The organism is Aeromonas sp. s12 (assembly GCF_040907925.1).
Lineage (GTDB): Bacteria > Pseudomonadota > Gammaproteobacteria > Enterobacterales > Aeromonadaceae > Aeromonas > Aeromonas veronii.
The window spans coordinates 180922-197644 of the sequence record NZ_JBFOCT010000014.1; the positions used below are offsets into that span (position 1 = coordinate 180922).

At 58.5% G+C, this 16723-nt stretch carries 27 protein-coding genes and 1 tRNA gene; 19 read left to right on the plus strand and 9 right to left on the minus strand.

The window, feature by feature from the left end:
* Window position 1: 1 nt before the first annotated feature.
* From AB5Y67_RS07535 to AB5Y67_RS07575, 9 genes are all read right to left on the minus strand, one after another.
* A complete protein-coding gene (locus AB5Y67_RS07535; protein ID WP_368207628.1) occupies window positions 2-181 on the minus strand; it encodes a hypothetical protein in 180 nt (59 codons plus the stop codon).
* Window positions 178-474, minus strand: a complete 297-nt coding sequence (locus tag AB5Y67_RS07540; protein WP_368207629.1) for a hypothetical protein — start codon at window positions 472-474, stop codon at window positions 178-180. Before AB5Y67_RS07540 ends, AB5Y67_RS07535 begins: the two co-directional genes overlap by 4 nt.
* 75 nt (window positions 475-549) lie before the next feature.
* Entirely contained in the window at window positions 550-852 is a 303-nt protein-coding gene (locus tag AB5Y67_RS07545; RefSeq protein WP_139407323.1) for a hypothetical protein, read from the minus strand.
* Between the two features lie 2 nt (window positions 853-854).
* Window positions 855-1343 (minus strand): hypothetical protein, encoded by a 489-nt coding sequence (locus AB5Y67_RS07550; protein ID WP_368207630.1) that lies wholly within the window; start codon window positions 1341-1343, stop codon window positions 855-857.
* Window positions 1321-2481, minus strand: coding sequence for a hypothetical protein (locus AB5Y67_RS07555; RefSeq protein ID WP_368207631.1), 1161 nt, complete (start codon window positions 2479-2481; stop codon window positions 1321-1323). Before AB5Y67_RS07555 ends, AB5Y67_RS07550 begins: the two co-directional genes overlap by 23 nt.
* 10 nt (window positions 2482-2491) lie before the next feature.
* Window positions 2492-4201, minus strand: coding sequence for a phosphoadenosine phosphosulfate reductase family protein (locus tag AB5Y67_RS07560; protein ID WP_368207632.1), 1710 nt, complete (start codon window positions 4199-4201; stop codon window positions 2492-2494).
* Between the two features lie 200 nt (window positions 4202-4401).
* Window positions 4402-4620 carry a hypothetical protein gene (locus tag AB5Y67_RS07565; protein WP_139407316.1) on the minus strand — a complete coding sequence of 73 codons (219 nt, stop codon included), beginning with the start codon at window positions 4618-4620 and terminating at the stop codon, window positions 4402-4404.
* 5 nt (window positions 4621-4625) lie between these two features.
* Entirely contained in the window at window positions 4626-5024 is a 399-nt protein-coding gene (locus tag AB5Y67_RS07570; RefSeq protein ID WP_368207633.1) for a hypothetical protein, read from the minus strand.
* A gap of 41 nt (window positions 5025-5065) precedes the next feature.
* A complete protein-coding gene (locus AB5Y67_RS07575) occupies window positions 5066-5293 on the minus strand; it encodes a hypothetical protein (protein WP_368207634.1) in 228 nt (75 codons plus the stop codon).
* Between the two features lie 133 nt (window positions 5294-5426).
* Here AB5Y67_RS07575 and AB5Y67_RS07580 point away from each other — a divergent pair, with 133 nt between their 5' ends.
* The 19 genes from AB5Y67_RS07580 to AB5Y67_RS07670 all read left to right on the plus strand — a co-directional run bounded on the left by AB5Y67_RS07580 (window position 5427) and on the right by AB5Y67_RS07670 (window position 16723).
* Entirely contained in the window at window positions 5427-6038 is a 612-nt protein-coding gene (locus tag AB5Y67_RS07580) for a helix-turn-helix domain-containing protein (protein WP_368207635.1), read from the plus strand.
* A 308-nt stretch (window positions 6039-6346) separates the two neighbouring features.
* Window positions 6347-6421, plus strand: a tRNA-Pro gene (locus tag AB5Y67_RS07585).
* Window positions 6422-6647: 226 nt separating this feature from the next.
* Window positions 6648-6893 (plus strand): hypothetical protein, encoded by a 246-nt coding sequence (locus tag AB5Y67_RS07590; RefSeq protein WP_041979967.1) that lies wholly within the window; start codon window positions 6648-6650, stop codon window positions 6891-6893.
* Between the two features lie 310 nt (window positions 6894-7203).
* Window positions 7204-7395 (plus strand): PA3496 family putative envelope integrity protein, encoded by a 192-nt coding sequence (locus AB5Y67_RS07595; RefSeq protein WP_368207636.1) that lies wholly within the window; start codon window positions 7204-7206, stop codon window positions 7393-7395.
* 2 nt (window positions 7396-7397) lie between these two features.
* Window positions 7398-7763, plus strand: coding sequence for a hypothetical protein (locus tag AB5Y67_RS07600; protein WP_368207637.1), 366 nt, complete (start codon window positions 7398-7400; stop codon window positions 7761-7763).
* Entirely contained in the window at window positions 7760-8092 is a 333-nt protein-coding gene (locus tag AB5Y67_RS07605; protein ID WP_368207638.1) for a hypothetical protein, read from the plus strand. Before AB5Y67_RS07600 ends, AB5Y67_RS07605 begins: the two co-directional genes overlap by 4 nt.
* Window positions 8089-8931 carry a PD-(D/E)XK nuclease-like domain-containing protein gene (locus AB5Y67_RS07610; protein ID WP_368207640.1) on the plus strand — a complete coding sequence of 281 codons (843 nt, stop codon included), beginning with the start codon at window positions 8089-8091 and terminating at the stop codon, window positions 8929-8931. The genes AB5Y67_RS07605 and AB5Y67_RS07610 overlap by 4 nt, the downstream gene beginning before the upstream one ends.
* Complete coding sequence (locus AB5Y67_RS07615; RefSeq protein ID WP_368207641.1) at window positions 8928-10028, plus strand: hypothetical protein; 1101 nt, start codon at window positions 8928-8930, stop codon at window positions 10026-10028. The genes AB5Y67_RS07610 and AB5Y67_RS07615 overlap by 4 nt, the downstream gene beginning before the upstream one ends.
* A 72-nt stretch (window positions 10029-10100) precedes the next feature.
* Window positions 10101-10856, plus strand: coding sequence for a hypothetical protein (locus AB5Y67_RS07620; RefSeq protein ID WP_368207642.1), 756 nt, complete (start codon window positions 10101-10103; stop codon window positions 10854-10856).
* 54 nt (window positions 10857-10910) lie between these two features.
* The gene (locus AB5Y67_RS07625) at window positions 10911-12134 is read left to right on the plus strand and encodes a hypothetical protein (protein ID WP_368207643.1); all 1224 of its coding nucleotides are present in this window, start codon (window positions 10911-10913) and stop codon (window positions 12132-12134) included.
* Entirely contained in the window at window positions 12131-12463 is a 333-nt protein-coding gene (locus AB5Y67_RS07630) for a hypothetical protein (protein ID WP_368207644.1), read from the plus strand. Before AB5Y67_RS07625 ends, AB5Y67_RS07630 begins: the two co-directional genes overlap by 4 nt.
* Window positions 12447-13049, plus strand: coding sequence for a DNA N-6-adenine-methyltransferase (locus AB5Y67_RS07635; protein WP_368207645.1), 603 nt, complete (start codon window positions 12447-12449; stop codon window positions 13047-13049). The genes AB5Y67_RS07630 and AB5Y67_RS07635 overlap by 17 nt, the downstream gene beginning before the upstream one ends.
* A 58-nt stretch (window positions 13050-13107) precedes the next feature.
* Window positions 13108-13284, plus strand: coding sequence for a hypothetical protein (locus AB5Y67_RS07640; protein WP_201998260.1), 177 nt, complete (start codon window positions 13108-13110; stop codon window positions 13282-13284).
* A gap of 22 nt (window positions 13285-13306) precedes the next feature.
* Window positions 13307-14218, plus strand: a complete 912-nt coding sequence (rdgC, locus tag AB5Y67_RS07645) for a recombination-associated protein RdgC (protein WP_368207646.1) — start codon at window positions 13307-13309, stop codon at window positions 14216-14218.
* Entirely contained in the window at window positions 14215-14730 is a 516-nt protein-coding gene (locus tag AB5Y67_RS07650; RefSeq protein ID WP_368207647.1) for a hypothetical protein, read from the plus strand. Before rdgC ends, AB5Y67_RS07650 begins: the two co-directional genes overlap by 4 nt.
* Complete coding sequence (locus tag AB5Y67_RS07655; RefSeq protein WP_270817610.1) at window positions 14727-15008, plus strand: hypothetical protein; 282 nt, start codon at window positions 14727-14729, stop codon at window positions 15006-15008. Before AB5Y67_RS07650 ends, AB5Y67_RS07655 begins: the two co-directional genes overlap by 4 nt.
* Window positions 15005-15616: a hypothetical protein gene (locus AB5Y67_RS07660; protein ID WP_368207648.1), complete on the plus strand. Its 612-nt coding sequence runs from the start codon at window positions 15005-15007 to the stop codon at window positions 15614-15616. Before AB5Y67_RS07655 ends, AB5Y67_RS07660 begins: the two co-directional genes overlap by 4 nt.
* Window positions 15613-16341 carry a hypothetical protein gene (locus AB5Y67_RS07665; RefSeq protein ID WP_368207649.1) on the plus strand — a complete coding sequence of 243 codons (729 nt, stop codon included), beginning with the start codon at window positions 15613-15615 and terminating at the stop codon, window positions 16339-16341. The genes AB5Y67_RS07660 and AB5Y67_RS07665 overlap by 4 nt, the downstream gene beginning before the upstream one ends.
* A 175-nt stretch (window positions 16342-16516) precedes the next feature.
* Complete coding sequence (locus tag AB5Y67_RS07670; RefSeq protein WP_042880869.1) at window positions 16517-16723, plus strand: hypothetical protein; 207 nt, start codon at window positions 16517-16519, stop codon at window positions 16721-16723.

A 16723-nucleotide genomic window follows, 5' to 3' on the forward strand; every position in this document is an offset into this window, starting at 1 on the left:
CTCACCCCCGCTTGGCTTTGTTGCGGCGCTTGGCGGCGGCACGCTGGCGTTTGGCGGCCCTGTCATTGCGCGGGTTGGGGATGCAGAATGGGCTTGCTGTGGTGAAATCCTGCAAACGCATCCACGGTGCTTGAGCTGACGTGGCGGCGATCACACATGCGATGGCGAGTGAAATTCTCATGCTGCCACCGCCTTAGCCGCAACGGCTTCCGCGGTGGGGAACGGCGAGAGGCGGTAATGCCAAACCTGCTTGCCGTTGATGTTCTGGTTGTCGGAGTGTTTTACCCAGCCATGGCAGCACACTTCGCGCAGGCGGGCGCTGATGGCGGCTTGGGTATCGGCTTGGCCGTAGCGGCTCCAGCACTCGCGCTCGATGTCGCGCAGAGTGCGGGCCTTGCCGTCGCTCATGATGGCGATGACGCGGCCCAGTTGGGTCGCAACGGATAGATCTCGGGTATTCGATTTTGCGGTCATGGTCGGGTCCTTTTGGTCAACGGCCGGGTGGTCTAGGTCCGGCCTGAAACATGTTACGGCGCGATATACCGATTGTCACGGGTTGGCAAGCGCCTCCTTTCCAGAGTTATCCACAGCTCCATTTGCAACACCACCTCTCAACACCAGCACTGGCGCGCCTCTCAGCCGTTTGACCTCCTCCGCCACTTGCTCAGGCGTCGTATCGAGTACCAGCCAATGCCCTGCCCCGCGCTGGCAATCGGTGTGCCCCAGCACGGCGATTTCGTCTGCCACCTCGAGCAGCACACGCTCACCGCTCTCACCTCGAACAGCTGGGTATAGCACCACCCGGCAAAACTTCGCGGCCTTGACCGCGGCGATCACGTCTTGGTTGAACATCCCTAAATCCTCCCTGTGATGGTAAAGCCGCGCTGGCGGCGTTCGGTGAGTATCCTGTCCAGCTCAACCTGCACCGCCTCGCTCGTCACGTCGCCGTCACGCTGCAACACGATCACGGTCGCCTCCATCTCGCATGCCCTGATGGAGATCTCCAGCCGTGTAGCCCGGGCTGGCGCATCCGTGGCTGGCTGCCGGCGCAGTATCTCTGCCCGCACTTCTGCCGGGCGCGGAGCGAACTGGCGATCCACATCGGCCGCCATGTCCTGCACCACCTCCCGGATCTGGGCTGGGGTGAACCCGCGTAGCACGCCACCCCAGGCCAGCGCCACGCCGCGGGCATTGGCATCCAGCTGGTTGGCACTGGCAGGCCAGCTCCCGGCCATCAGCGGCAGCAGCTCCTCAGCGATGAATGCGGCCATGCGAGCGCTCATGGCGGGACCATCCTGGTTGGCTGGCAGTGCGGTCACGTTAGAGGGGAGTGTCGTCGTCATAGCTGACAGCTCCCGATTCGATGAGACTGCGCGCCTGTTGCTGGGCGGCGGCAATGTTGGACAATGGGCGCTTGCTGGTCGGCGGCGCAGCGTTGCGCTTGGCCTGCAGCTTGTCCCACTGCTTGCGCAGGGTCTTGGGGCACAGCACGTTGGCAGACCAGAACTGGTCTAGGTTGGCCCATTTGAACAGCGAGCAGATATCGTGATGGGTGTACCCAAGCTGGGTTCGCATCAGGCGGATATCGTTCGCCCACTGCGCCCAGTTGGGGTCCTTGGCCGTGGGGTTCACTACCAGCACCCTGCTGTGGATGTATTCAGCGCAGGTCAGGTCATCCTGAGTACCCCAGAATTTCCCGCTCGGGGTCTGGATGGCAGCCTCTGGCCGAATCTTCTCGACAGCAGCAGAAACCGATTCAACAGCGCCGGCGTCGGGGAGCGCGTCAGCGTTCTTCGACGAAGAGATCTTTGTATTTTCTTTTAATGTATTTATTTCTTGTTCTGTTGTCGTACCGGTCGAAACACCGATCGGTACACCGGGTGGCGTATCATCAATACCGCTCAAGCCCATATCTGGTGCGGCTTTTAGTGTTTCGGTGTGCGTGTCGGTCAGCGTACCGGTCGGTGTACCGATCGAAACGCAACTCGATTGAGTCTCTTTTTGCTCAATTGGGGCTGGTTTTTCTGGTGCTGGCTCGGCAGTATCCACGGCCATAACGGCGGCCTGGTAGTCGTCGTAGTTGTTGACAGTGATCACAGAGCCCCATGGAGTACCCTGAATACTCACCATCCCCTCACGCTCAAACCACCCCAGCAGCCGATCGGTAGCCTGCTTGGACAGAGCGCGCCCACGCTCATCACGCAGCAGCGTGCCAAGCTCGGTAGTGCTGATAACAAGCTGGCCGCGCATCAGCGTCCACTCGCGCCCCTTGTAGCTCACTGCGCACTCTTCATAGGCGGCAAGGCTGATAAGGCGCATCCACCCTGCAAACTTCACTGCGCTCTTTGCCCAGTCGGCGGCCATCAGTGACCGCCAGCAGATCACATACCCGCTGCGCCGGTTGGTGCTCACGTTGCTACCTCTGCTGATAGGTTTGGAAATGGGGGCGCCTGCCCCCGGGAATCTGATAACGGTGTTCATGCTGCCTCCATCACCCACACAGGCCGTATTTGCTGCTGCACACCTCGACGTCGATCGCCTTGGTTACCAGGTCATAGGTCTTGCCACCGCGGCCGGTGCGGGACCATTCAACGGCATCATGGACTGACCCGCCGATCACATTGCCACGCGGGCCGAGCATGCAGGTGCCGCTGTATGCCTCGACATCCACCACGAACGAGCGATGCAGGAGCCTGGCGTTGACTCCCAACTTGAACGGCGTTTTTCTTGTCACCTTGCTGACCACGCCATTGACAACATCCTGGTGTGACCAAGCAAGACCAGCCTTCTTGCGGCGAGCCGCCATTGCGCTGTTAACGTCAAAAGGCGAGACGCAAAGCTCTGTCGTTACTGGCTTGAACTGACGGCGGTCAATGTGGCCAACCATCATCCAGTGGATCCAGCGCGACACCATGGCAACCTGCCGTTCCCACTTGGCCACTCGCTCGATCTCTTCCGGCCAACGTGCGGCTATCTCTGCCAGCTCTGGCTTGGCCACCAGAATGCAGGGCATGCACCCCACTCGCTCCATACCTTGCGAATAGAGCGGGTTCGGCTTAACGCCAAAATAGCGATAGAGGGCGAACACATCGGCGGCAGTCCATTGATGGATCGGCAGGAAGTTGAACAGGTGGCCGCCGCTGTCGCGCTTGTCCTCAGAGAACCGGTCGTAGGTTGCCCGTTTTTCTGACTCATCTGCCCGAACGCCAGACCACTGAACAACATCCGTCCCAGCGTCCAGCAGGGGGGAAAGCACCTTGTCAAACACCACCTGAATTTTCAGCTCATCGGTGCAGAAGCGTTGACGGCCAAGGGGGAAACCACCGTGGATCAGCGCCATATCCAGAAATGGGTTGCCGGAGCGTTGCAAGGCAGACAGAGCCGCATCAAGCGGGGTGTCAAACTCACCCCAGCCCAGCGCCTTGGCACGATTGCGCCAGAGCTCAGCAAACGCCGTATCAGCTCTGGCCAGCGATGGCATGACGATGCCGCGATAGGCTCCCGCCATCACTGTCTGTTTGCGCTGCCACGCCTTTGTGATCGCCTCCCGGCGCTTGTCGAACATCACTTGCGGATAGTCGGCAGAGACGATTTCGACAGGCTTACCGCCCCGTTGTAGGTGCAGGGTTTGCAGGTGCTCCAGAGTGATCGGGTGCTCGTTGCCTGTATCGGCGGCAACGGAGCGATAGTTGTCGCCGAAGATGGCGCGAGCCAGCAACTCGGTGGCGCCGGAGTCTTTGCCACCTGAGTTGTTGACGATGATCTGATGGTCATCATCAATGAGGTGCTGATCGAGGTAACCGCGGTATGCCTTCTCGACTTCTGCTATCTTTGTGCCCATATCGCTGATATTGAGCGCGACAGCAACAACAGGCTTTACCTTTTTCTCTGTCGCTATCCGTTCAGCGCAAGGCTCAGGATGCAGCAGACGATCTACCATTCCACTAGCCAGGCCCCGGATAGTTTCCTCATCGGCCCCACTTTCAATTAAGTTTTTCACATATGCAGCGAGAAGATTGGTATTGCTAGGTGTTAGCGCCTCAACGTCATCAGCCTGATAGAGCCAGGCTTTTACTTCTGGATGGTTGCGCCAGTCGGCCAGCGGCTCTATATCTGCCAGCGGGTTAACCGGTGCGCTGGTGACCTCTGCGACTTTGGCGCTGGTGTCGCTGATGTGAAGGGCTGGGATTAATGCGTTCATGCCACTACCTCCCGCTCCGTATACTCGCAGCCTGGGCACTCACAGGCGTGGTCATCAGTACCGGTGCGCAGCTCGCTGCCGCAAATGGGGCAGTGATCCAGATCAGCACAAAGGAGAGCGGCCCCATGGGCCTTGGGTTCAATGGTCATTTTTGAGGTCCTAATTAAGCCCGGTGGTGAGGCGGGCTTTATTGGTAATGGTTATGCGCAGGCTTGCTGGTCGGCGCGCTCAATCTTGCGGGCCATCAACTCCCGGGAGAGTCGAACGGCCGTCTTGTCGGTGCCGGCCGCGTGCGCAGTCGGGATCAGCGAGGTGTCCAGCTCGAGCGACAGCTCATGAATGACGGATTTCAGAATGATGTTGTCACGCTCACTGACGTGCTGGGCGGCTGGGCGTGGCGGTCTGGCGTTGATAGTCATTGCAGTTATCTCCCTAAAACGAAATTGATCAGGCCGATGAGCTTTTGCACCGGCTTCTTGGGGCGCTCTTCGTTATATGCTGCCTCATCCTCTGGCGAGAAGGTCAGCAGGCCGCGCTCTGGCAGGCCATCGCCCTTTAAAATCTCCTCGACAGTGACCGGCGGATAGCCTTGCTCGATCAGGCTCCGATTGGCCCGTTTGACGGCTCTCGCCAGGATCTGCGGCTCGTGCTGAGATATGGAGTTAAGGAGCATCAGCAGCGAGGTGCGGGCAAATGCGGTTTCGGTCATGCCGACTTCGGCACCGACTTCCTGCCACACTTGTCGGTGGCCTACAGTGCCGCGCACCCGCAAGGGTGACAGGGTGTCCATTTTTTCGTGATCAGACAGTGCTGGTCGTCCCATGGTCAGGGTCCTCTGGTGGTTGGGGTAAAGCTGGCCGCTGGTCAGGCGGCCTGCTGGGTTTCCGTTTGCCCCTGCATGTCCTGCAGGTAATCCTCCCAGCGCATATCCAGCTGGTGACCACTTGCGATAACAAAGCTGACAGCGTGGTTGGCTGGAACAATTCCATTGTTCCGCTTCTTCCACTTGCTGAAGTTGGAGTGGCTGGTGTTGATGGCATCGCACGCCTTGGCGGCATTACCAAAAAACTTGGTTACATCGTCTATATGCATGGTTGGTCCTCTTGCTTTTGTGTTTTACCGATAAAGTATCTTTCCTATTGGCAATTTTTGCAAGAGGGAGCATCACCCCTTTGGCAAGGTTTTGTTTGTTAAACTCACACCACCGAATTTGCTAGGTGAAAAGATGATGAATTTTTCGCAACGCCTTGAGGCAAGGATGAAAGAGCTTCATGTCAGCGCTGCCGAACTAAGCAGGAGGACTGGGATCTCCCCGGCAGTTGTCAGCAGAATCCTCTCTGAGCCTGGCAGGGAGATAAGAGCGAGCAGCCTAATGAGCATCGCCAAGCAACTGCGGGTTGATCCAGTCTGGTTGTATCTTGGCCGCTCATCTAGCAGCCTGATCAGGGATATTGAGGAGGGGCCTGGAATGGTGCCAATCTGGACCATGCAAGGGCTGCAAAGGGATCAGACCATTGATGCGTGGCCGCACGCAGACACAGGAAGGCGGCTGGCCACGGAGAGAGAGGGTCACCTGATAGCTGTAGAGGCCGACAGTGATCAGCTTGCTGATGCTGGGATAACGCCCGGCGCCATATGCTTGGTCGATCTCAACGACAGCAAGCCAGAGCACAATAGAATTATGCTGGCGAAGGTTGATAACACCTTTATGCTCCTGAGGGCAATTCAAGGCCTGCCAGAGTGGAGATACAGCGTAGATGATCCGCGAGCCGGTTCGCTGACAGACAAGCAACTCATGCTTGTTGGCAAGGTAATAGAGATAAGACTCCCCTCCTGAGCCCACAATACCTGCACAAAACAGCCCACCATCTGGTGGGCTTTTTTTATGCCAAAACAAAAAAACAAAATTTCTTTTTGTCATCGTATTGACGAAAGATTTCCTTTAGGCAAGAATTAGCTCATTCCAGAACAGCAACGAAAGTTGCTGAATGGAAATAAGGCGGGTTAACAAGCCACGCCGGAAGTAAGAACAACCAAGACCGATAACAGCAAGGGGCAGCGTGGAAGGCGGCCAATCGTGGTGAAGGTCTTGGGTAATGCCACACGAACGGTGAGAGCCCGGGCCGGAGACGTAACCGGCAACATCGGAGATTAGGCAAGCGGTATGCCACCTCATTTGGGATGAGGGCTTCACAGGTTCGATCCCTGTATCTCCGACCAACTTAGACACTCGGCAATCAGGACCCCGCCCCTAACCAGGGCAGAAGTGAAAAGCGCCTGACCAGCGCGTAAGAACGACAAAGCCCGCACAGGGCGGGCTTTGAAGGACTAGGGTACCACCCCCAGTCAGAGAAAGCCGAGGGACCAACCCCGGCAATCAGGACCCCAACCAGTTGACCCGGTGGGAATTAGCGAGGACCAACTCGCCAACAGGAGTAAATGTACCATGACCAAGAGCATTTTTTCCAGAGCCGCGCATCACGCAGACCAGATCCTCTTTGCCATAGCTGACAAGTTCAATGGCAATGCCGCCCGCCGCCGAACCATCAAGCAGCGCTTGACCGTTGCCATGATGCAGACCGAGCGACACCGAATTGTGGCAGCTCGCGCAGCCCAGCGCCGCACCACAGGCTTTACCAAGCACAGCGCCCTCCTCCACTGGCGCGCCGAGTTCCACCGCAACGCCATCTGATTTACCGGGTCTGGCGCTTCCCTCATAGCGCCGTAGCCAAAGCCTCTTTTTCAAGCACCTCAAGGATGCTTTGGCTTCTTGCAACCTGAATTCAGTGTTGCACCGCTCTTTAACAACTCGGAACCGGCTCACAACCACGAATCCCGATGCCGGTAGGGATGCGCCGATAACCCGTCAATTCGGAAAGCGGTGCGTGAACGTGAACGGATCCCGGCTTGCGAGCCGGTATCCCAAGGCGGCTCCGGTGGAGCTGGCAACAACATAGCGTCGAAGCTGTGGCCGCCTTCGGATAACCAAGAGGACCCCGACCATGAAAAACCTGACCGAAGCCCAGGTGATTGGCTTTCGCGGCTCCATGCCGCCCCGCACTGAACACCGCTACAGCGTGAGCGTCGAACCCAGCGCAGCAGAACGCCGCAGCTCCCACGAACGCACCGCCACCCGCCGCGCCATCGAGGAGTATCACGAGAAGCGCGCCCTGCAGCGTGAATTGGAGTTATAGCCATGACCAGAGAATCCGCTCTGCTGGCTCTGCTCGAAAGCCGCGAAGCCGAGGCAAACGCCAAAGTCGAGTGGATCGCCGAGTGGGTAGCCACCAACCGACCGCTCCTGATGACAGGCATGCTGAGCACCGACCCGGCCACCCTGCTGTGTGAGCTCAATCCCGACCAGCACCGCCAGTACAACCAAGCCATCTGGATGCTGATGAACGACGGCGACCACTCCCATCTGGTGCAGTTCGTCCAGCAGGTGGTGGATGCCGGCCTTTCCGACCTTGCCCATGACGCATGGAGCAACCACCTCGCCGACCTGCAAACCGCCATGAGCGAGGAGCAATGGCAACAGTACCAGCACAGGAGCGCAGCATGATGGAAAAAATTGAAGTTAAGTGGATTTCGGTGCTGGAGGCGCTTCCGCCAAAAGGTGTCGATGTTTTCGTGCTGCGCCGCTGGACTCCTCGCGGTGGCGAAAACCCCGGTAAGTCGCACCAGGAGTGCATTGTTGCAAAGCGAACTTCCGAGCGCGAACTGACGCTTAATTCAGATGTCTCGGCGGATTGTTGGTGGTATGGAGAGCGCTGTAATTTCAGCGATGCAACAGTCCACTCATGGGCTTACATGCCAAAGCCGAAAGATATATTGGTGCCAACTGTGGCTGAGATTATCTATTCATCCAGCTACGAGGAGGATGTCACATGAACGCCGCCGTCGATACCAGCTTGGCCCTGCCGCATGGTCTGGTGCTTGGCCTCTCAAACGAGGAGTACCACTCCGGCCCCGGCATCAGCAAATCCCAGCTCGACGACATCGCCGAGAGCCCAGCCACCTACATTTGGCGCAAGAGCGCGCCGGTCGATGAGGAAAAGCTCAAGGCGCTGGATATGGGTACCGCCCTGCACTGCCTGCTGCTGGAGCCGGAAGAGTTCGAGGCGCGATTTATCATCGCGCCCGAGTTCAACCGCCGCACCAACGCTGGCAAGGACGAAGAGAAGGAGTTTCTGGCCAACTGCGCCGAGCTGGGCAAGACCATCATGACCGCAGAGGATGGGCGCAAGCTGCAGCTGATGCGAGAAAGCGTGTTCGCCCACCCGGATGCCCGCTGGCTACTGGAGCAGGACGGACTATGCGAGGGGTCGCTCTACTGGACTGACCGCGAGACAGAAGAGCTCTGCCGCTGCCGGCCAGACAAGAAGTTCAATAACTACCCCATCCTTGCTGACGTCAAGAAGGTTGACGACATGTCCCGCTTCGAGCGCCACGTCGAGGAGTTCCGCTACCACGTTCAAGACGCCATGTACTCAGACGGCTTTCGCGAGATTTACGACGAGATCCCGGACTTCATCTTTATCGCGGTCAGCTCATCAATTGAGTGCGGCCGTTACCCGGTGCGGGTTCGCCCGCTGGAGCAGGAGTGGAAAGAGGCTGGCAAAGACCTCTACCGCCGCGACCTGCGCAAATTCCACGAGTGCCGCGTCAACAACGACTGGCACGACCTGATACCACTTACCCGCCCGGCATGGGCAAGGAGAGCAGCGTGAACCAAGTAGTTTCAAACCCATTCGGCGCGGCCAGCCAGCGCCAAGAGCAAGGATTGGTGGCTGTTGAGCAGCAGCGGGCCATTCAGGAAGTGCAGGCAGCCATGGTGATTGCCAAGAAGTTCCCGCGCAACCCTGTTGAGGCCACAGATCGCATCCTGCAAGCCTGCTCCCGCCCAACTTTGGCAGAGGGTGCGTTGTACAGCTACAACCGCGGCGGCGCTGATGTGACAGGCCCAAGCATCAGGCTGGCGGAGGCGCTGGCTCAGGCGTGGGGGAATATGCAGTTCGGCATCCGCGAGCTGGAGCAGCGCAAAGGCGAATCCATCGTTGAGGCTTTTGCCTGGGACGTTGAAACCAACACCAAGCAGCTAAAGATCTTCACTGTGCCTCACATTCGTCACACAAGAAACGGGCAAAAGCGACTGGAGGACCCGCGCGATATCTACGAGCTAGTGGCAAACAACGGTGCCCGCCGCCTTCGCGCCTGCATTCTTGGCGTGATCCCTGGCGATGTTATCGAGGCCGCGCAACGCCAGTGCGAGGTAACCCTCAACACCCATGCCGACACCAGCCCAGAGTCGATCAAGCGCATGCTCGATACGTTCAGCGCTGAGTTTGGGGTGACAACAGAGCAGGTGCAGGCGTATCTCGGCAGACGCGCTGACGCAATGCTGCCAGCTCAATATGTTCAGATGCGCAAGATTTATGCCTCTCTACGAGATGGCATGAGTAAGCCTGGCGACTGGTTCAAATCGAAAGAGGAAGAGGTTAAGCCGGAAAAAAGCCGCGCACTCAGCGCAATGCGGCAAGAGGCCGCGCCAACCAAGGTGGTGGAGGAAAACCAAGCAACCGAATCCACTCCCAAACCGGAACAAACTGCGCAGCAGCAGACTGATGCTGGCGAGCAAGTAGATCATTCCGGCGCATACGCCGACCACTGCGCGGCTATAGAAGGTTCTTCCTCCAAGGATGAATGGCACAAAGCCTACACATCAGCTTGGGAATGGGCCAATGAGACTGGCGATCAGAGCATCATCGCCGGGATCAAGCAAATAGCCGGCGAGTGCAAGCGTAAATTCGACCAGCCGCAAGCGTAACCAACCACTTCAACCCATCCAGCCCGCCAACCAGCGGGCTTTTTTATGGCCTAGCGCCACAAGGACCCCAACATGACCGAACAAGCCAAGACCGACACCACCGATTTCGCCCCGACCATCGACCCCAGCAATACCACCGTTCAAGCCATGTTCGGAGCGGTCCTGCAGCAGAAAATTCAAAGCGGCGCTCTGGAGCAAGCTCTCAGCAAGTACGCCGACAAGCTGATTGATGACTGCGCCCAGGATGTCCTGCGCAGCTACAGCGATGTTGGCAAAGCAGTAAAGGATGCACTGACAAATGCAATCATGCCGCAAATCGACAGCATCGCCGACTTCCCCAGTTACCACGACTTCGTGACCAAGCGCCTGCGCATGGCCGCACAAGATTTCTATGACCAGCGTCTGGCAGAAGTGTTGGATAAGGAAATTCAGGAAATTATGAGCGAGCTTCCCGAAGAAATTACCTTGTCATGGGTGCTCGATGCAGTTCGCAAGTCGATCACCGGTTACGGAGATGGTGATCACGTTGATGAGGAGATGACGCTCATCATCGAAGACGCCTCATTCGGATATCGCCATATCTACATCGGCAAAGAAGCGGGCATGGACAAATACCGCTGCGAATACCAGATCGACATCGACAAAGAGGGTTGTATTTACTCCATGAAAATCGATGATGATGACGTTAAACGCAAGAAGTGCGTTGGCCCGTTCTACGGAGCTGAGCGCAAGTTGATGGCCGCCTACGCCATGAAATCAAAGGTGAAGCTGGATCAAGGTGAATACCCTCACAACTACGACCTTGTCATTGAGCGCTACGACGACTAACCAACCAAAGCCCGGCGCTTGCTGGGCTTTCTCTTTCCCAACAGGACCCGAACCATGACCACCGAACTGAACCCCAGCGAGGCTACCAGCCTTGCCCTGAACACCCTCACCAGCCAGATCCGCAACATCATGCTGATGCCTGACGGCCCGGCCAAGGCCGCCATCGGCAGCTTTGAAACCCTGCTCACCGCCAACATGACCATGATCAGCGAGTCGGCCAACGCCCATATCGACGAGTTCAACGGGCTCATCGACCAGTTGGAAGCCCGGGATGGTGAGCTGAATGAGCAGATCGCACTGGTCAGCCAGCTGCGCCAGCAGGTAGCCGAAGCTGAGCAGCGCATCGCAGACGCACGGGAAGAGGCCAGCGCCAAAGCTGAGCAGGCTGAAAATGCCGTCTACGCCGCAAACCGCAAGGCAGACGGAGCTCAGGCAGACCTCAACGCTGCCAACGTCCAGATCCGCGAGCTGGAACGCACCATCAAAGCCTATAAGGCGATGGATCCGGAAGGCTTGAAGCGCAAGGTGGCTGAGCAGCGCAAGAAGCTGGAAGAGCGCCTAAACGCCATCAACGCCAGCAAGAACGAAATCAGCGGGTACCGCCGCGACAACACCCGGCTTTCCCGCAGCGTGACCGAGCTGACAGCCATCATCAACCAGCAGCAGGCCGATCTGGACGAGCGCCAGCAGGTCATCAACGACATGGCCCAATTCAAGGAGATCAGCCTGCTGTGGGGCAAGCACCTGCGCAATCACTACCCTGACGGCAATGGCATCCGCTGGAATGTCTACCTGGTAGAGGGTGGCATCCAGTCTGATAAGAGCTACCTGCTGAACGATCTGGACTGGAAGCTCCACGCCATGCGCTCAGACGCCACCGGTTGCACCGTGATGCTGAGCGAGTGGATGAGCCCGATATTTCCGAGCGTCATCGCCAGAGATATCCCGATGGAGGCGATCCGCGACATCCACGCCTTCATGCTCGATGCGCTGGCCATCACCCACCCTCACCTGCAACCCCGCGCCGAGTGGGCGCAGACAGTCCACATCAGCGAAATTGGCCTCAACGCCAAGGTGCAGGGGCTGCTGGAGGGTGCTGGCATCACCGACCTGTGGAAGTTGATGGTTAACCAGAGCGACAAGCTGCTGGCAATCAAGGGGATTGGCGCCAAGCTTGCCGATCAGATCATCAGCGCCGGTCAAGCCGCGGTTCGCCAGTGGGAGAAAGAGCAGGCCGAGGCCAGCCAGCAACCGGAACAGCACAAGGAGGCGGCATGAAACAGGAGATCCTGCTTTACCTGCTGGAGACTATCGCCAGCACTGAGGCTGATGACATTGATGGCGACGGCTTCGATATGGTGTGGGAAGACGAGCTTGGCCGCGAGGGGTGGAGCACTGAATCCATCACAGAAACAGCTGAGCGCGCTGCGGTTGCCATCAAAAATCTTTCCAGTGCCTACGAATTCCTAGCAACAGAGTTCGGCAAGGTGATGTATCAGGCCGGATTCAGTGAAAGCGCCGAGGCAGCCAAGCAAGATGCCATGAGCTGGCTCAACCAGCGCCCTGCAGTTGACGAGGAGGAACAAGTCGATGGCAATTCTGATTGATAGCGGCACCCCGGCCAGCGATAAGAACTTCTGGGCCACCACCTGGGAGTGTTTAGCCGATGCGCAGGCGCTCTACGGTCGCAACTTCGAGTGCGATGTAGCCGCCGAGCCGCTTACCGCCAAGTGCAGCCGCTACTTCACCAGTCACCTGCTGCTGGAGCGGTTGCTGGACTACCGCACCAGTGATGATGTTCGCGCCCAGATGCGCGAGGCTGAGATGGCTGGCACTGTCTGCGTGGGTATCGACAGTCTCAACCTTGACTGGCCTGAGCACTGGTGGTGCAACCCGCCGTTCGACCTGAAACCCGAGTTCATCACGCAGGCCCGTCGGCAGCAAGCCAATGGCAGGCCGGGGATGATGCTGCTCCCATACGAGCCGCTAACTATCTGGTGGCGCAGCTTGCTGGCCGAGGATGTGATCATCTACGAGCCTGATGGCCGCTACCAGTTCTACGAGCGCGACGGCGTGACCAAAAAGAGCGGGGCCAACTTCGGTTGTGCCCTGATTGCCTTCCCCACCATGAAGGTTGGCGCATCACCCCGCATCCCCTTTGTACGCGGCATCGGCGCAAGAAAAGCAGCCTGATACCCACCAGTTACTAACCGCCTCCATCACAGTTTCTGTTGATAAGTCGAGGAACCCCATGAAAGACACGGAACACCCCTACTGCGGCGCGGTAGTCATCGGGTTGGGCGTCGTCATGCCCCACCCCAAGCTGCGCGGCAAGTTTGTACTGCCTGGCGGGACCATCTGCAACCGGTCACAAGCCGAGGCAGCCGCCAAGAAAATCCACGACCTGCTGGCAAAAGCCCGCACCTAACCAACCAAAAGGACCCCTGACCATGTGGTTTAAAAACCTTCAAGTGTACCGCTTCACCCGCCCGTTCGAGTTGACATCCGAACAGCTGGAAACTCAGCTCGAAGCCTGCGCCTTCACCCCCTGCGGCAGCCAGGATATGTCCCGCTTCGGCTGGACTCGCCCGCTCGGCAAGTTCGGCAGCACCCTGACCCACTCCGCCAATGGCCAGATCCTCATCTGTGCTCGCAAGGAGGAGAAGATGTTGCCATCCACCGTTGTCAAAGAGCAGCTGGCCGAGAAAGTAGAGGCGATCGAGTTCGAGCAGGGGCGCGCCCTCAAGAAGAAAGAGAAAGAGGCGCTGAAAGAGGAGCTGCTGCACACCCTGCTGCCCCGCGCATTCAGCCGCACCGCCAACACCTACGCATGGATCAACCCGGCAGACGGCCTGCTGATGGTCGATGCCCCATCAGCCAAGAAGGCCGAGGACGTGCTGGCCCTGCTGCGCAAGTCCATCGGCAGCCTGCCGGTGGTGCCGGTGTCGCTCAAGAACCCGCCAGAAATCACCATGACCGAGTGGCTGCAAGAGGGCAACCTGCCGGCAGCTTTCACCCTTGAGGATGAGTCCGAGCTGCGCAGCGCCATGGAACACGGCGGGATCGCCCGCTTCAAGCAGCAGGATCTGATGACCGATGAGGTCAAAAACCACCTCGCCAACGACAAGCTGGTCACCAAGCTGGCCCTCTGCTGGGGTGAAAGCATCAGCTTCGTGCTGGGTGATGACCTCTCCATCAAGCGCCTCAAGTTCAGCGAGGAGCTGCGCGAGCAGAACGACGACATCACCAGTGAGGATCCGGTTGCCCGCATGGACGCCGACTTTGCACTGGTGACCGGCGAGCTGTCCCAGTTTATCCAGGCCCTGTTTGCCGCCTTGGGTGGCGAGGAGGCTCCGCTATGACCAGCTTCTACAAAACCACCGATGCCAGCGTGCTGGCAGCCCACGCTGCCTTTGAAGCTGCAAGGAGCGCTCTGATTGAGAAGGCCAACATTCTGGGCAAGGAGTTTGATGGCAAGCCTAAGTTCAGCAGCGATGTAAACCGCTTCAAGTGTGCCCATCTGGTGCTGAACAACTACTACCAGCGCGAAGATAAAGACCTCTGGACCAAGCCTGACCAGCACTACCTGTCAGCTCCGCGCCGGGGCAAGGTGAAGGGCAAGGCCAAAGAACAAAAGGAGCTGCAGGATCGCTACTGGGACATGTTCCCAGAATCGGTGGATGCCAATCCGCTTTACGAGTCCATGGGTCTGAACTGGGGTGAGTTGCTGTTTGGTGGCGGCTTCACCATGTTCGCCCATGATGGGGCGATTTACCTGCGTACCGGAGCCAAGGTCGGACCGATGATGACCGAGATCTTGGGTAGCGAGTTCAGCGCTGCTGAGCAAAGCCTTGGACAGGAGAAGGCGGCATGAGCAAATCACCAGCACGTATTCAGCTCGGCTTCTCTCCATTGAGCAAGACCATTCAGCTGGCAAAGATGCGAGACGTGGAAGGTGGTCGCCTGCGCGTTGGTAACGACCCCGGGCGCGACGTCACCAACGAGGCTGCCCAGATGGTATGGCAACTCGTCATGGCTGAAGGTGGCGAAATCGCTTGGGATCTGGATGACGGGAGCAAGATGGTGATGACGGCTGAGAAGGTTGAGTCGAAAGCAGAGAGCGCAACTGAGTCACAAGGTGGTGCAGCATGACCGAACACACCAAGGGCCTTCTGGCCCTTTTTCGTAACGGCCAGTCGGTCGGATCAATCGATGGCTATGGCGTCTGTGAACTCTGGCCCCGCAGTGATGAAGGCTTTCCCAACTGCGAAGGCAAGGAAAATGGCCGCCGCATCGTCGCCTGCTGGAACCTGCTGGACGGCTACCCCACCAAGGATCTGGAGGGCGTGACGCTGGCCGAGTTCGTGGCCAAGCAGGCATTCATCAGCCAGTTTGACGCCAATGACGGGGTCAACCTCAGTATCTCAGGCGTCGCGGTGCAACTGCTAGCCGCCTCGTTCGCTGGCCAGTTCAAGGCCAGTGGCGCCACTAACTACCTTGAGATGAGCGGCAACCACCCTGAAACGGGTCCATTCACCATCACCATGCAGCGCAAGCATGGGCTCACCCCGGCAGAGAAGCTGGAGGCCATGACCAAGCAGCGGGATGTGCTGCTCGATGCGATGTATGCGGTGCAGAGCGTGATGAACAGCAGTGAAGGCGTGGCTGGTTGGCACAAGAACGGCGATATCGCCAGCTGGGACAAGGTGCTGCCGGAAGTGGCTGACGCCATCGAATTTGTGGAAGGAGAGCAATCGTGAAGCGATACAACTGCACATCGAGCGACAAGCGCGGCGCGTTTGGGCTCTGCATGGAAGAGCACAAGGAGGGGGCTTTCGTCCCCTTTTCCGAAATTAGCGGGCTGGCCGAGCAGCTTGCAGACGCCACCCGCCAGTGCGGGGTGATGGCGGGACTGCTGCGGGAGGCAATCGGCGAAGTTCCGCAAACGCAGTCATTCCCATCACGGTGTGACGCGGCGCTGGCTGGCAAAATGCCAGACCGACAAGACGCCGAGTGGACTGATGCCACCACCTCACCGGTCGCCGCTGACTACCGCGAGCTGCAGGAGCAGCACGACCAGCTTCAGAGCCGACTCAAGGGGGCGCTGGATACGCTCAAGCTCGCACTCCCCTATGTGGAGGATGCTATCGAGTGCGCGCCGAGCCAGCAGATTTCCGAGGGGCACAAGATTTTTGCAGCCCATATCAAGGCAGCCCTGACAGGCGATTGCGAAGAGCTGTTCGCCATGATGCAGGAGCAGAATCCGGCTGACGCGCTGGTGCTGATGTCTGACATTGCATCCCTCCAGCGCTACACCCTTGGCGGGCACTGCGATTCCTTCGGTCAGGACTGCGGCGCAGAAATGGAGCAAGACGACGAGGGTGAATACATCCTGCTTGCCGAGGCCCTGACATTGCCTGCCGCAGCAATACCATCAGGAGGTGATCCGTGCGCTATAGAGCCCCGATCATCCAGCCCGGCCTGACCCGGGAAGAGGCCGCCGACGCCAGGGAGCGATATCTCCGCATCAACCCCGGCGCCAAAGTCACCATCGACAGCCAGCCAGATAACCCACAGCTTAAGACCCTGATAGCCCACCTTCCAGTCCTGCCGTTCCGGCACGTCATGGAGCCCGGCTTTATCGGTTATCGGGGGTGGCGATGCTGACTGACCCCAACAAGCAGGCGGCTCTCGAGCGCGCCCTGCACCAGATAGCCCAACTACAGGCCAGCCAACCCGCTGGCCTTTCTATTTCCACCGAGTCCCGCTTTCGCTGCAAGAGCATCGAGCGCGAGCACGGCCGCGATGTGTACCGCGCCCAGTGCCCCTACGTCGGGATCTCGATCAGCATGAAGGATGTGAAATAG

Bases quoted from the DNA above. Each gene is read 5' to 3' on its own strand.
- AB5Y67_RS07550 (WP_368207630.1), bottom strand. From the start codon at position 1,343: ATGACGACGACACTCCCCTCTAACGTGACCGCACTGCCAGCCAACCAG.
- AB5Y67_RS07605 (WP_368207638.1), top strand. From the start codon at position 7,760: ATGATGGAAAAAATTGAAGTTAAGTGGATTTCGGTGCTGGAGGCGCTT.
- AB5Y67_RS07630 (WP_368207644.1), top strand. From the start codon at position 12,131: ATGAAACAGGAGATCCTGCTTTACCTGCTGGAGACTATCGCCAGCACT.
- AB5Y67_RS07670 (WP_042880869.1), top strand. From the start codon at position 16,517: ATGCTGACTGACCCCAACAAGCAGGCGGCTCTCGAGCGCGCCCTGCAC.
- AB5Y67_RS07545 (WP_139407323.1), bottom strand. From the start codon at position 852: ATGTTCAACCAAGACGTGATCGCCGCGGTCAAGGCCGCGAAGTTTTGC.
- AB5Y67_RS07635 (WP_368207645.1), top strand. From the start codon at position 12,447: ATGGCAATTCTGATTGATAGCGGCACCCCGGCCAGCGATAAGAACTTC.
- AB5Y67_RS07555 (WP_368207631.1), bottom strand. From the start codon at position 2,481: ATGAACACCGTTATCAGATTCCCGGGGGCAGGCGCCCCCATTTCCAAA.
- AB5Y67_RS07640 (WP_201998260.1), top strand. From the start codon at position 13,108: ATGAAAGACACGGAACACCCCTACTGCGGCGCGGTAGTCATCGGGTTG.
- AB5Y67_RS07540 (WP_368207629.1), bottom strand. From the start codon at position 474: ATGACCGCAAAATCGAATACCCGAGATCTATCCGTTGCGACCCAACTG.
- AB5Y67_RS07595 (WP_368207636.1), top strand. From the start codon at position 7,204: ATGAAAAACCTGACCGAAGCCCAGGTGATTGGCTTTCGCGGCTCCATG.
- rdgC (WP_368207646.1), top strand. From the start codon at position 13,307: ATGTGGTTTAAAAACCTTCAAGTGTACCGCTTCACCCGCCCGTTCGAG.
- AB5Y67_RS07655 (WP_270817610.1), top strand. From the start codon at position 14,727: ATGAGCAAATCACCAGCACGTATTCAGCTCGGCTTCTCTCCATTGAGC.
- AB5Y67_RS07620 (WP_368207642.1), top strand. From the start codon at position 10,101: ATGACCGAACAAGCCAAGACCGACACCACCGATTTCGCCCCGACCATC.
- AB5Y67_RS07590 (WP_041979967.1), top strand. From the start codon at position 6,648: ATGACCAAGAGCATTTTTTCCAGAGCCGCGCATCACGCAGACCAGATC.
- AB5Y67_RS07650 (WP_368207647.1), top strand. From the start codon at position 14,215: ATGACCAGCTTCTACAAAACCACCGATGCCAGCGTGCTGGCAGCCCAC.
- AB5Y67_RS07535 (WP_368207628.1), bottom strand. From the start codon at position 181: ATGAGAATTTCACTCGCCATCGCATGTGTGATCGCCGCCACGTCAGCT.
- AB5Y67_RS07560 (WP_368207632.1), bottom strand. From the start codon at position 4,201: ATGAACGCATTAATCCCAGCCCTTCACATCAGCGACACCAGCGCCAAA.
- AB5Y67_RS07580 (WP_368207635.1), top strand. From the start codon at position 5,427: ATGATGAATTTTTCGCAACGCCTTGAGGCAAGGATGAAAGAGCTTCAT.
- AB5Y67_RS07625 (WP_368207643.1), top strand. From the start codon at position 10,911: ATGACCACCGAACTGAACCCCAGCGAGGCTACCAGCCTTGCCCTGAAC.
- AB5Y67_RS07610 (WP_368207640.1), top strand. From the start codon at position 8,089: ATGAACGCCGCCGTCGATACCAGCTTGGCCCTGCCGCATGGTCTGGTG.
- AB5Y67_RS07570 (WP_368207633.1), bottom strand. From the start codon at position 5,024: ATGGGACGACCAGCACTGTCTGATCACGAAAAAATGGACACCCTGTCA.
- AB5Y67_RS07600 (WP_368207637.1), top strand. From the start codon at position 7,398: ATGACCAGAGAATCCGCTCTGCTGGCTCTGCTCGAAAGCCGCGAAGCC.
- AB5Y67_RS07660 (WP_368207648.1), top strand. From the start codon at position 15,005: ATGACCGAACACACCAAGGGCCTTCTGGCCCTTTTTCGTAACGGCCAG.
- AB5Y67_RS07565 (WP_139407316.1), bottom strand. From the start codon at position 4,620: ATGACTATCAACGCCAGACCGCCACGCCCAGCCGCCCAGCACGTCAGT.
- AB5Y67_RS07575 (WP_368207634.1), bottom strand. From the start codon at position 5,293: ATGCATATAGACGATGTAACCAAGTTTTTTGGTAATGCCGCCAAGGCG.